Origin of the sequence: Hymenobacter translucens (assembly GCF_020685205.1) — a bacterium.
GTDB classification, from domain to species: Bacteria; Bacteroidota; Bacteroidia; order Cytophagales; family Hymenobacteraceae; genus Hymenobacter; species Hymenobacter translucens.
The window spans coordinates 53304-66293 of record NZ_JAJERB010000010.1; the positions used below are offsets into that span (position 1 = coordinate 53304).

Here is a 12990-nt window from a genome sequence, read left to right on the forward strand (position 1 = left end):
ATGTTGACTTAACCACCATTCTAATGGATTCAGCCAAAAACCTAAGTACCTCTTTCTCCACCATGCGCAACCTGGCGATGGGGAGCGTTTTTGCCCTCCTGCTCGTGTCGCTGGCAGCGGGCTTTCTCGTGTACCGCGCCTATGAGAACAGCGGCCGCCGCGTGTACGTGGTCGGCCAAACCGGCTCGGTGGCCGCGCTCTCCGCGCCCACCACCGAAACGCACACCGCCTACGAGGCCCGCAACCTGGTGCGCAACTTCATGCTGACCATGTTTGGGCACGACCAATACACCTACAAAGCCAACCTGGATGCGGCCCTGCCACTCATCGAAGGCCGCGGGGGCCGACGCATTTACGACGGGTTCACGCGGGGTCAGGTACTGCAGAACTACGAGCGCTACGCCGCCCGCAACGTCGTGACGGTGGACAGCGTGAGCATCGACATGAACCACCGCCCCTGGTCGGGCCGGGTGTACATCAAGCAGCGCATTTTCATCGGGGGCGAGCAAAAGGAGCCCCTGCCGCTGGCCGCCAAGTTCAACCTGGCCGAAACCAACCGCTCGGATGCCAACCCCTACGGCATGCTGATTACCAACTTCGACTACATCCCCTACAACCCGCAGGTATCGCGGGAGGAGCTGCAGGCCCTGAAAGAGCAGGAAGCCGACCGGCAGCGGGCCCTGCTGGAAGCACAGCGCAGCGCAGGAGCCCTGGCTCCCGACGCCGGCAATGTACCCGCTTCCCAATCGGCCCCGGGCCAGGCCTTGCCGGCGGCTCCGGGCAAATAAGTCTCTTCCTTCCTAAAGCGTATTTCTATGTTGTCTAACCTTCTGCTGGCCCTGGGCCTGCCATTACTGCTGGCTTCGGCCAGCTCAGCTCAAACCACGTCGGCCATGCTGCGGCCGGCCTCCTCGGCGGTGCACGCCGCGCCGACACTGCTGGACGTGGCCGTATCGGATAGCTCCACCACCTACCTCGTTTTTAGCGGTCCCGTCTCGCTGGTTGATGTGGGCATGGCCAACAACTACCTGGTTAAGATTGAAGCCAACGCCGTGTTTGTGCGCGCCCGCCGCAAGTCCGCGCCGCCAACGCCCATGCTCATCCGCTTTGGCAGCAAGTACTGGATGGGACGGCTGGTGTACGTGAACCGGCCCGTGCTGCAACTCTACGACTTCCAAAAAGACGGAGCCCTGGGCATGAGCACCGGTACTGGCGCTGTTGCGGGCTCGGCGCCGGAAAATGAGCTGGCCCTGGACAAGGAGCGGGGGAAGAAGGCTGCCGTTGAGAGCAAGCTCGGCAAGCTCCGCAAGTCTAAGGAGGAGCACCAGGCGGTGGCCGTGGTCGACAACGACCTGGTACTCTCGTTGGCAAACGTGCGCAACGACAAGGATTTCACCTACCTGCGCTTCAAAGTCATCAACCACTCGGCCATCGATTACAACGTCGATTTCACGGACTTCCAGTTGGTTGAAAATGCCCAAAAGAAGTTTCTGGCCAAGAAAAAGAACGAAGCGCGGCGTCCGCTGGCTCCCTCGGGTGGCCTGGCCAACCAGGTTGTTTCGGGTCGCACCACGGGCTACCTGACCTACGCCATTCCGCTCTACGCGGCGACCGACCGGGGCTACCTGGAAGTGACGCTGCGGGAGCTGAACGGGGCGCGGGTGCTGGTGCTGCCCGTGCCGTCGCGGGTCATCAATCGGGCCTCTACCATCTAACGCTGTACTCCCTTATGGAACCTGCAAACCCAAACCCGCAACCCCCATCCATGGGCTCGGCCGAGCACGATAGCCACGAGCGCTTTGGCCCGGAACGGCCCGCGGCTGACAAGGCGAAAGCAACTCCGATGGAGGTGCTACGCAACAACTGGATACTCCTGACCGGCCTGCTGGTCCTGCTGGTCGGCGGGGGTCTCTTTCTCTGGCTGCGCTCCGCTACCCAGGCCGCGCAGCAACAAAAGGAAGTCGTGGCGGCGGCTTCGGAGAACATCGAGCCGGAGATTAAGGCCGCTCCGAAAGAGCCGGCTGCTGCCATTTCCCCCTCGGCGCAAATCGAGCAGCAGCGGCGACTGGAGCAGGAGGCCCAGAGTGCCCCGGCTCGCCCCAATACCGACGAGGTGGTGGAAGCCTTTGTGGCCGATACCCTGGGTCAGGCCCTGCGCCGGAAGCGGCGGGCCGCGGCGGCTACGCTGGCCGCCCGTCGCCGGCAGGAGGAAGCCCGCTTAGCCGCGGCCGACGTGGACACGATTGAAACGACGGTGCAGGACCCCACCACGGGTTCTTACCATGCGCAAACGCTGGTAGTCCCCCGGCGGCGCCCCGGCCAGGTAGTAGGCTCAACGGCCCGCCGGGTCAGCTCCCGGGCCGGCCGTAGTCTACGGGCAGGCCTGCTGCCCCCGACCGATACTGACGGTACCCCCTTTGAAACAGACCCGGATGTGCTGGCCATGCTGGGCAGCTCGCCACCCGAAACCCGCGCCGCCTACGAGCGCATGACCGGCAAGCGCTTTCGCGACCCAAAAGCGGCCGCGCAGACCCTTGCTAACCGCACCGGGGCCGCGGGCATGGATGGCTTTAACACCGTCAAGGTGGGCAACTCCGCCCGAATGATGGCCCAGGGCAACCAGGCTGAGCTGGCGCCCGACGTATTCTTCAAGTGCGTTATCAACGGAGAGCAGAAAGTACGCACAGGCTCAGTGGTCATGCTGCGCCTGCAGGAAGACGCTGTGGTGTCCGGTGTCACCTTTCCCAAGAACTCCGTCTTCGCCGGCATTGCCAGCGTGGGCACTAACAACGTGATGCTGGAAGTCAACCGTCTCGGGCCTACCCGGGTCGCGGCCAGCATCTACGACTACAACTACATGCCGGGCATCATGATTGACCCGGTGAAGCGGGTTGCCAAAGACGCCAGTTTGGCCGGCCAGGACCTGCAGCAGCAATCCATGCAGGAAGTGAGCACCGCCATTGACCGCTCGGCCTCTGCGGCCAACTCGGTGGTGGGCGTGGGCGGGCGCGTGGCCATGAACGTGCTAAGCCGCCCGAAAACCCGCACCAAGCTGCGGGAGGTGCTGCTGCCCGACGGCTACCCCATCCTGATTACCACGGCTGCTGCTGGCCAGATGGGGCCGGCCACGGCGTCGGGACGCTAAACCTTTCCATTCACCAATTCTACGACAATGAAAAAGACTCTTTTTCCGGCCCTGGTGGCCGTCGCGTTGATATTCGCCCCGGCTGGTCGAGCCCGGGCGCAGATGGTCGTTAATGACCCGGTGCACATGGGGGTGCACATTGGTGACTTCGCCAAGCGCCTCGCACAGTGGACCGAAACGGTCAAAAACTACCAGGTCGTGAAGGACGCCCGCCAGATTGCCGGCGTGACCAAGGACATTACCAGTGAGGTCCGCAGCCTGACCCAGGAAGCCCTGGACCTGCAGAAGCAGGTGCAGGCGGACTTGCGAAAGGTGCAGAGCATCCAGGATTTGCGGCTCTCCAACCCGCAGGAGCTGTTTGCGCGGGCGCTCTCCATGTCCGGCCGGAGTCAGACCAACCAGATGATGCCGGTCTATGCCAAGGCCCAGCGCCTGCGGCAGGCCCTGCAGCTGACCAACCCCGCGCAGGACGTGAACACCATGTACGACGTGTTCTCGCGCTTCGGGGCCAGCTCGACGGACCCTAGTGGCAACATGACCAGCGACCAGTACCAGGCCAAGCGCGAGGAGTCGACGGTTTCCTTGTTTGCGGCCGAAGAGATGATGGCCAAGCGCAAGCTGGCCATGGCCGTGAACTACTACAAGATTGCCGACGAGATGACCGCGCAAAGCGTAGAGATGCAGGCTACGCTCAAAAACCCCGGCCGCTACGCCATGACAGAAGGGGAGCGGATAGCGGCGCTCAACTCTTCCAACGACAACATGATTAAAGCCATGCAGCTGCGCGAGCAGGGGGACCGGCTGTTCATGGAGGCTTCGCAGGCAGGTCCGGCCCACCAGGCCGCGGAAGCGGTGTATGCTTCGACGCTTAGCCGTAACGCGCTCATTAAAATGGACCGTAACCGGCCGCGCTAGCGAATATGAAAAAGCTTCTTTTGATGGTGCTCTTAATGGCAGGGGCCGGCGTCTTGCCGGCCTCCGCCCAACGCCACGTTAAACATCTTGCCTCCTGGGGCGCACATCTCGGCCGCTCGGAAACCGGCGACTACTATGAGTTAAGCTACACGCCTATGCTCACCAACCGCCTGGCCCTGCGCCTGAGCGGCGGGTATGAACACGGCGCCCTGGCTTCTCGCGGCGAGTACTCGGTTTATCAGGGCCGGGTGCTGCTCTCGCCCCAACTGTTCCGTCTTGGGGAGTTTGCCTACGTGCATCTGCTGGTGGGAGCCGGAGCCGGCTACGAATGGACCAACCAGAATGGTACGGGCGAAGCGGCCAATGGCTCAAACGAACCCCAACGCTTCACCTATGGCCCGCAAGCCGGCCTCGAAGCAGATTTCTTCCTGGGCAACCGGCTCTCGCTGGTCGCCACTGGTACCAAAGGCTACCTCTTCAATAATCCACTGGTGGACCAATGGCCTGGCATGGCCGGCGTTGGTCTGCGCTACCATTTCCGCTAATCTCCACTTTCTGAACTATGAAACGATTTGCCTATCTACTGCTGAGCTGCGCGTCTCTGGCCACGAGCTGCTCGAAGGACAACGATGCCACGCCCTCCGGGCCGAAAGAGTATCAGGTAGAGTACAAGGTTACATCCAATGCTCCGACCTCGGACTACCTGAGCTACACCAACGAAAGCGGCGGCAATACGACGCTCAGCAACACACCGCTGCCGGTGAGCTACAAGTTTAAGCGGACCATGAAGCAGGGGGACAACCTGACCATATTGGCCAGTATCGACGGCGGCACGGCGGCCTCAGAAATCACCTGCGCTATCCTGCTGGATGGCAAAGAGGTCAAGAAGGCGACTGGCCGTGGCGTCGACGCGCAGGCCGTACCGGTGTATGTAATCGGTGAATAGAGTTTCAGGTTCGTTCCTGATAATGACAAAGCCTAACCAGTGACTGGTTAGGCTTTGTCATTATCGGAGTCTTGCTATACTATCAAAATCAGCCCTCATCACGGGCACTAGCATCACACGTAGTTGCAACTAGAAAAGCGAGTGTCAGCTTGTTGTAGCAACTGCTTGGACATTAATGCGAGCTTGAAAAAACCCGCTATCAAACAGCTCTTCTTTAATACCTTGGATAAATTCAGATGCCTCTTCGGCGCTGGAGACACTTTTGTAAACGTAGGGTTTACGTAACAACCAGTACTCATTCTGCTGCGCTTCCGAGACAGATTCATTAGCTGTTAATACCAGCCCATCAGACCTAAGCACTCCTATATACAAGGTTTGAAACACATTGAAGAGGGCCGTAATCGTCCAATCGCCTTCACCTCGACTCAACGTTACTGTGTCGCCCCAGAAGCAATTACTGGTACCACAGCGTTGCCCAGTGGTAAATCCTAGATGTGTTATCAGGCCGTTAGCTAACTCGTTGCGATATGTGTCAAGTCTAACCCTTGTATAGTCACGCCCATAATATTTGTGGGCAAAAACGTGTTCATATCGCTCCCTGAGGACCGTAGCGTCCACATTTGAACTTTGCATCCAGTTTTGCAGGTCAGCTTGGAGATAAAGGTGCTCATGCATATGACGCTGCTCACGGCTTGAACTGAAAGTAGAACGCTGGGTCACCAAGTGATTCAGCTCATCTTTTATAGCCTCTTCGCTTTCTAAATCCACTAATCCTGCAATAAAACCCTGAATATACCATGGCTTTCTGAGCAACAGCCGCCAGTTATCAGCATCATCGCGCATTTCGAGGTAACGTAAATGATTCCATTTGGGCGCGGCACTGATGGTAGCTCGAAGCAATAAGTGGTTCTCTCTATAAAAGCTTTGTGTACCCCTTGCGGAAAACAAATGCTCAGCTAAAACCACCCGGTGCTGGAACCGGTCAATTGTCAGTTCCCCGAGCAATAAAAACTGGATGCTTCCCTGGAAAAGCGGATGCTTCTCACTTACTACCAGTAGAGCTTCCCAAGCGGCATCATCCTGTATTAGCTGCGCTTTCGTGCGCTCTTCCGTCAGTCGAGCCTTGATGAAACGAGAGCCTTCGGCGTTGATTATGTTAGCGCATTCGTCAGACAGCAGAAATTCATAAATGTTGCCGGCACCTGATGCCAACTTTCCTACCACACGCATAACGGCGACCATGGCCTCAATGCTGCGCATTTCGGGGTCGACGCTGATGTTCCAAATCACGCGCAACCACTGCCGTAGCGTTTGCTGGTCAAATGATTCGGCCTCCAGGTAACGTATCACTGCGTAGAATAGGATGCGTTGCTGCTGGGTAATGGAAGCCGCCAGTAAGTGCCAGCTATTGGATTGCTCACCCCAAGATTCTGTGATAACCACGCCAATCGCATCGTAGTTGTCAACTAGTTTATCTAAAAGCCAAGCTGCAGCTTTTACACGACCAGGTTTCGCAAGAAGTGCACCATATAGCGCAAACCCTTTATAAGGGTCGCTATTTGCACTATTATCCAAGATTTCAGCTAATGAGTTGCCTTTTTGTTCTGGGTCCACATAATGCATAGTCAGCAAAAAGCGCTGCCAAAAGCGCATGTATGCTGCATCGACTGTGTTGTCGACCCTAGTGTTTCGCCAGAAAAGGTCGGTCCAGGTAGTATCCAGCTTGATGGTGAAGGCATCAACGAAAGGAATACTGCGACCATCCAAAGCAACAGGTTCAGCAAACTCCTCGCGCTCCGGATTTGTGTCGGCTCGCAACCAGTCGATGAAATCCGCTTTAAAGTTTTCGAAGCCTGTGAGTTGCTTGCCTCGGGCGTTCATCTTGATGTACAGCTCATCCGAAAGTCCGAAACCGTCAAGTGGCAGTACATAGAACGACAACTGTTTTAGCGCAGGAAACAGGTCTGTTGCAGCTGCCTCGACGTACCTCTTGTGTATGGCATCCAGCATTTCCAACATGGCTTGGACGGTTGGGTCCTGCTGGTAGCTGCTGTAAAACCAGGCAAGGTTGCGAATCGTCTGACTGGGTTTGGAAGCAGGGTCTATGTCTACGCTTGTGAGTTTGGCGCAAAAGTCACGGGCAGTGCTGCGGGTTGCGTAGCTAAACTTGCCCAGCCAGGCATTAAGTCTCGTCTTATGCTCGCCGGTCAGCTCGCGGTTTCCGATGTACCAGTAAAGCAAAAACAGCGTTGTCAAACGCTGCTGCCCATCAAGTGGCACGAAATATGGCTTTTTGTCCAAGAGTTGGACAGAGCCATATACAAAGTCGAGTGTTAGTTGATTGTTTCCCCCCAACGCTCCGAACAGAGCCGACAGAAACCGGCTTCGCACAGCTTCCTCCGACTTTCGCCCTTGCGCGTAGTCGCGCTGAATCATGGGAACCTGCACGCCGGCAAAGCTGATAGGCTCCTGCGCCGCCATGCCAATTTCACCGGCCAGCAGCTCTTCCAAGTTATACTTTCTCATTTTGCTTATTGGTCGGCTTGGTGGGCAAAAAATCGTGTAATTCGGTGGCTATCTGATTGCGGTGAGCACGAATGTCGTCGATGCCCCAACTGGTTCGGTGGATACCCTTCTTGTCGTGATACTTTAGGAAGGCATTCTTAGTAGCAGGCGGGATAAACTTCCCGGCACCATCATTTTCAATAATTATTCTCCGCTTGGTTACGAAAAGAGCGTTTCCATAGGAGCGGTTGGTACTCGCATCCAGCAGGGTCAAATTACCAATGTTGTTTTTCGTTAGCTCATCATTGGCTTCTTCCCCCGCCAGTTTGATAATATCCTGCTGGATATCCGGGAACTCCTCCCGGTCTTCACTCTTTTGTGCTGCCCGGAAGTCCTCAATGCGTTGAACTAGGTCAGCATTATTGCTGAGTTGGGGCAAATCGTGCAGTGCCGCGTCCAACCAGCTAAGTTGGTCTTGCAACACGATAAGCGGATTTTCCGAGGATGAATCAATGTGTTCGATGTCCCACTTTTCAAGTTTGAAGGCTTTAAAAGGGAATCGTGTGAAGCCCAGGGAAGAGTGGCGCTGCCGGATTACTTCCTGCAGGTTGAAGAGCAGCAGCACCCGGCGAACCAACTCACGGTTGTCATAGCTTACATTCAGGTAGGCTTCCCCGGCTTTAGCATCGTGGGTCCATTCCACCACACCGACTGATTTATCCACCAGCTTAGCCGCAATCTTGGCTTTTAAGCGCTTAGTAATGTCGCTCTTGGTAGGTGCATCGTAAAGAGCCAATAAGTCTTCTACGCGCTCCCCGCAATGAATCAGAAAGCCTACGTAATGGTACCACTCAGGATGCAGGTACCACTCCAGCATCTGATTGAAGCGAGTAACCACCGTTCCCCATTCCTGCTTGATAAAATCATGCGAGGGGTCAGCATTGGCCCGCAGGTAGTAGAAGCGGAAGGTAGCGTGGCTATCGGTACCCGTCTTCTTATCTAATTCAGGGTCCTTCTGCCGCTCCAGTTGACGAATAACCTCGAAAACAAACTCAATACGGGCGCTGGCATCGTTTGCTCCTTTGTTCAGGAACCACCACAGGTCATCGTTTTGCAACGCATTTTCTATGCGGTCCCATTCGCCGGCAATTTCGAGTTGTTGCAGTTTTCCTAACTCATTGGCATCATGACCAAAGTTTCGGGTCTGCAAAAACAAGGCTTTGATTAGCTCAGCGTTAGTTAAAGGTATCTTACCCAGATTGATGCGGGTGAAGCTTTCAATGGGGTTTTCGTCTTTAGCTAGCTCATACCAGATGACCTTTACCATGCCCTGTACATTCGGATGCTCGGGGGTTCCTACCAGCGTCCCGATTATTGTATCACGGGCTGGCCGCTGTGGCCCTCTGCTTTCAAACCACTCCCGGATATAGCTATAAGCTTGGGATATGTAATGAGAATCAATACTATCCTCATTGCCTTCGCTAATGTGCTCTAGGAAGCGGTTGGTATCGTTCCGCGTTTCATACCGTAGCGTAAATACATCATTACCATAGGCACTGGCAAAGGACTCATCTTGCGGCAGATGCACCCGCGTCAGATACACAAACAGGATTTTCAGGGTTGTGAGCCGTTGCTGCCCATCAACAACTTCCCAGCTTTCCTTTAGGTCATCTGGTTCAGCTGCAGTAGCAACTTCAGGGCAGGACCGAACTACAATAGGCTGCAAGCAATAGAACTCACCAGAGTTCTTGTTCTTTTTATTAGCAAATTCAGATATGTCATTCAACAGGTCAACTACTTGTTGTTTATCCCAGCGGTAGCCGCGTTGATAAGACGGGATAAAGAAATCTTTCCCAAGTAGTTCGCCTATGGAATAGAGTCGTACAGCGTTTTCCATGAAGCACAAGGCATTAATATGATGTTGATTATGAGACAGTCTGAGTTTGGAGGTTTATTGGTTTTAGGCACTTCCGGGTAACTATATGGGACAACCTGTTACTGCAGCGGCATGAATCTGCCTGACCTGCATCCTTAGAGACGCAGGGGCCAGCACTTGCACTTGGTCGCCAAGGGACAGCAATTCCATCAGCAGGTCGTAGGTGTTGTACACGGTCAACTGAATCAGCAACTCTTCATCGGTATCAACTAGCACGCGCTGCGAGGAATGGAGTGGAAACGATTTGAGATACTGGCCCTGGGTTGGCTCTAGCGCCAAGACAATCTCAGCCGGCGGCTCGTGGTCCGGGCGAATAATACCAAAGCTGTGAGCGTAGTAAGTATCGGGCTCAAAGTCAGCAGGCGGCTCAAATGAATGAGAATTTGATTCCAGCGCCCGGATACGGTCCAGCCCAAAGCACCGCAGCCCCTGGCGGGCCGGGTCGTGAGCCAGCAGGTACCACCGGCCTTTGAATTCTTTGAGCAATAGAGGTGAGACGGTCCGAGCGGTGGGCGCTTCATCCCAAAACTTGTGGTACTGAAACGCTACCTGCCGGCGCAGCTGTACGGCGCGCAGCAACGGTTGCAACCATTCCGTGCCCAAGGGCCGACGGGACTCCCACTGCACAAACGGGCTCAGGGCCGTTGGGAGGCGTAGGAACTCCTGCAGCTCAAAGGCATCGAGCAGCCGCTGGTAGCCTTCGGGCAACGGGTCTGCCGAGACAATCACGTAGCCGCCGGCTCGCCGGTCGTGCCCAATGATAACGCCAAAGCGCTCGGCGATTTGGGGCAAGTCCCGCTGCAGGGTTCGCTGCGAATAGTTAGCGGCTAGGTCCCGCAGCGAGGTCTGCTCCAACAGGTAGTCGCGCAACTCCTCAAAAGGCACCGCCCGCTTGAGGTGCTGCAGGCGCAGGACCACTAACAGTTGACGAAGAAAATGGGCGTGGGTCGTCACAGAGGAAAGCAAGTGCTTCCGTTCGTCCAGGATTTTAACCGGATACGCTGCCCTATTTCATCCCCTGGAGTAGAAGGCAAACGGACGGTACCTGCTCTCCTGAAGAAGCGTAAGCAAGGTGCAAGGTAAGGATTAGTAGCGGCCGGCAAACTCCCTTTATGATGGAGGGCCGGCCTTATTTTCATTGTCGTAAAGGGCTATCAACATGCTCTCCTGAACCCACAGCAACCCCCACCGCTCGAACTTGTCGGTATCCGCTCCAAAGTAGCGCTGTGCCCGCTGCCAGCCATCTTTTCCGGCCTCGACCAGTTCTGCTAAGTTCAGGCCCCGCCCCCGGTAGCGGCGGGCAACGGAAACCAGGAGCATGTTGGTGTTAGGTGGCAGGCCGGGAGGTACCGGAGTGTTCAGCACTTCCTCCCGGGCTTGCCGGTCTTCCTCGGTCTGACATTCCAGTCTTACAATGCGCAGCGGTCGTAGCATAGGGATACTCTGAAGAGTAGGAGTGGGCTTCCTGCCGGCTGACGAGCATCATCACCTGGATGCTTTCGACGAGGGCCGGATTGAGGCTGTGCCCAAAAACAACTTCGGCCTGGTCGCCGGCCTGGCTCACCACGTACTCCAGCAGGTAGGTTAGCTCGTCCATCTCCAATTCCGTCGCCGTTCCGCTTTGAATGGCCAGCAAAATCCGGTGGGCCGGTAGTGTAGCATCTCCGAGCATGGTAGAATCTGCCCACAGTTGCTGTCCGACAACTGCGGCGCGGCTGTGGCCCTCCCCGTTGGCCATGCCAAATTGCAGAGAGGTAGCCCCGGCCAGCAATGTCCATAGGTCTTGGTGGTCTACATTGATATCCCCGGTATCCGCCAGGATGTGCTGCAAGACGGTCAACAGGCCGGATTTTGTGGCCGGTGTCAATGCCTGTACGGCCGGCACGTCGGCGCATTTCTGTAGCCAGGACGTGAACAGGGCATCCGCCTGGGCTAGGCGGCTTGCGAGGGGTGGGATGAGTGGGGTCTGCATGGGTTCAGGTGCCAATTTTAAACGAAGGTGCAGGCGGGCGACGACAGAACGTGTCGTTCTCATCCGGGCCGGAAAATCGCTGCCGGGGTTAAGCTAAATGTTCGGGATATCTTCGATTTGCGCTGACCGATTCTTTGGCTCTTATTAGGCCCGGCTGCTAATTCCACGGCCCAAATCGAATGACCAACCCACTACTTTCAGACCAGGAAAGCGAGCTTACCGCGTTGCTGGATGCCTACCAGGAGAAGTTTCCAGCGGCCGAGAGCCCCTTATCTTATATGATGGGGTTTGGCCCGGAACAGCTGTGCACCATTTTGCGGGACGCCAACGGGCGGGAAATCGTCTTCAGCTACCCCGAATTGGACCAGGGGATACTCGATGGCTGCGCCTATCATTATAAGGAAGCCCCGGATGAAGCCGGACGCAGTAATCCCATCACCTTGCAGGAACTGCTCTATGCTCGCGGCCTCCCGCGCACGGCCAAAACGAAGCTGGTGCGGCACCGCGATACCAGCGGCACGATTGACATCCACGACCTCTACCGCAATCACCGGCCGGCCTTCCTCGACTACCAGCGCCAGCAAGGGAACCGCGTATTTGACAAATGCGACTTCCTCGTGGCCTGCCTGGGCGAGCCGGGCAGCCAGTCCCGTTTCGTGGGGGTGTTTCAGGTACAGGGCATCGAGCGCGAAACCGAAGAACATTACTACTACAACCTAGTCGAAGTGCCCGGCTTTGCCGACCTGAAAGAGCGGGTCATCTTTGACTGGGGCAGGGCCGCCATCAGCTGGCACCAATGGCTGCGGCCGGAAGTGGGCAAGACGGTACTGGAAATTCAGCCCAAGCCGTTTAGCCAGCCCTTTACCGACTACCTGGATTTCACCCTTTCGTTCGCGGAGCTGACGCAGCTCGTCACCAGCCAGTCGCCCCGCGACGAGTGGTGCCGGATGCTCTCGGCCACGGCCGGGGTGTACCTGATACTGGACCAGTCCAGCGGGAAGCAATACATTGGCTCCGCCTCCGGTACGGAAGGTATCTGGGGCCGTTGGAAAGACTACGTGGCCACGCAGGGCCACGGAGGCAACGTGGAATTGGTCAAGCTCCTGGCGGCCGACGCGCAGCACGGCCGGCATTTCCAATTCACGGTCCTGATGACCCTGCCCAAAACCATGACCCGGCCCGAAGTCATCAAACGCGAATACCTCTTTATGAAAAAGCTCGGCTCCCGGGCCCACGGCCTTAACCAGAAAGCATCCGATGAACGATAACGCAACCATTACCACGCACGCGGGCCTGACGCTCGACCTGGCGCAAATTAAGTGCTTCAAGCTGTCGCCGTTTCTCATAGACGGCAACGACACGCGGCAACTGCTGGTGGAATACAAGACCCGGCCGGTATATGTGCTGCACCCGGGCACGAAGCAGTGGGAGAAGGAATACCTGGCCGATGTCATTGCCTACGACTTTCCCAGCTATGAATCCGCACAGGCGCACTTGAGCGAGTGGGAAGACATCTGGCAGGACTACCTTAATGGAATACAATAGGGGTCATTCCAGCAGCTTTTACTGCA

The 12990-nt window shown here is 56.6% G+C and carries 13 protein-coding genes; 8 read left to right on the forward strand and 5 right to left on the reverse strand.

Features of this window, described 5'->3' with window-relative positions:
- The first annotated feature begins 23 nt into the window (after positions 1-23).
- The 6 genes from LJY25_RS18810 to LJY25_RS18835 all read left to right on the forward strand — a co-directional run bounded on the left by LJY25_RS18810 (position 24) and on the right by LJY25_RS18835 (position 5006).
- Complete coding sequence (locus tag LJY25_RS18810) at positions 24-788, forward strand: conjugal transfer protein TraK (RefSeq protein ID WP_227610028.1); 765 nt, start codon at positions 24-26, stop codon at positions 786-788.
- Between the two features lie 27 nt (positions 789-815).
- On the forward strand, positions 816-1715 hold the full coding sequence (locus LJY25_RS18815) for a DUF4138 domain-containing protein (protein ID WP_227610029.1): 900 nt from the start codon (positions 816-818) through the stop codon (positions 1713-1715).
- A gap of 14 nt (positions 1716-1729) precedes the next feature.
- Entirely contained in the window at positions 1730-3145 is a 1416-nt protein-coding gene (gene traM, locus LJY25_RS18820) for a conjugative transposon protein TraM (protein WP_227610030.1), read from the forward strand.
- Between the two features lie 27 nt (positions 3146-3172).
- Positions 3173-4060 (forward strand): hypothetical protein, encoded by an 888-nt coding sequence (locus tag LJY25_RS18825; RefSeq protein WP_227610031.1) that lies wholly within the window; start codon positions 3173-3175, stop codon positions 4058-4060.
- Positions 4061-4215: 155 nt separating this feature from the next.
- Entirely contained in the window at positions 4216-4605 is a 390-nt protein-coding gene (locus LJY25_RS18830) for a hypothetical protein (protein ID WP_227610032.1), read from the forward strand.
- Between the two features lie 17 nt (positions 4606-4622).
- Entirely contained in the window at positions 4623-5006 is a 384-nt protein-coding gene (locus tag LJY25_RS18835; protein WP_227610033.1) for a hypothetical protein, read from the forward strand.
- Between the two features lie 144 nt (positions 5007-5150).
- Here LJY25_RS18835 and LJY25_RS18840 read toward each other — a convergent pair whose 3' ends face one another.
- From LJY25_RS18840 to LJY25_RS18860, 5 genes are all read right to left on the reverse strand, one after another.
- Positions 5151-7532 carry a DUF262 domain-containing protein gene (locus LJY25_RS18840; protein WP_227610034.1) on the reverse strand — a complete coding sequence of 794 codons (2382 nt, stop codon included), beginning with the start codon at positions 7530-7532 and terminating at the stop codon, positions 5151-5153.
- Positions 7519-9408 (reverse strand): GmrSD restriction endonuclease domain-containing protein, encoded by a 1890-nt coding sequence (locus LJY25_RS18845; protein ID WP_227610035.1) that lies wholly within the window; start codon positions 9406-9408, stop codon positions 7519-7521. Before LJY25_RS18845 ends, LJY25_RS18840 begins: the two co-directional genes overlap by 14 nt.
- An 81-nt stretch (positions 9409-9489) precedes the next feature.
- On the reverse strand, positions 9490-10401 hold the full coding sequence (locus tag LJY25_RS21420; protein ID WP_227610036.1) for a helix-turn-helix transcriptional regulator: 912 nt from the start codon (positions 10399-10401) through the stop codon (positions 9490-9492).
- Positions 10402-10557: 156 nt separating this feature from the next.
- The gene (locus tag LJY25_RS18855; protein ID WP_227610037.1) at positions 10558-10767 is read right to left on the reverse strand and encodes a hypothetical protein; all 210 of its coding nucleotides are present in this window, start codon (positions 10765-10767) and stop codon (positions 10558-10560) included.
- A gap of 7 nt (positions 10768-10774) precedes the next feature.
- Positions 10775-11482 carry an FtsZ/tubulin family protein gene (locus LJY25_RS18860; protein WP_227610038.1) on the reverse strand — a complete coding sequence of 236 codons (708 nt, stop codon included), beginning with the start codon at positions 11480-11482 and terminating at the stop codon, positions 10775-10777.
- Between the two features lie 116 nt (positions 11483-11598).
- On the opposite strand from LJY25_RS18860, the gene LJY25_RS18865 reads away from it, so the two are divergent.
- Positions 11599-12687: a GIY-YIG nuclease family protein gene (locus LJY25_RS18865; RefSeq protein ID WP_227610039.1), complete on the forward strand. Its 1089-nt coding sequence runs from the start codon at positions 11599-11601 to the stop codon at positions 12685-12687.
- Positions 12677-12964: a hypothetical protein gene (locus LJY25_RS18870; RefSeq protein WP_227610040.1), complete on the forward strand. Its 288-nt coding sequence runs from the start codon at positions 12677-12679 to the stop codon at positions 12962-12964. Before LJY25_RS18865 ends, LJY25_RS18870 begins: the two co-directional genes overlap by 11 nt.
- The last annotated feature ends 26 nt before the right edge of the window (positions 12965-12990 follow it).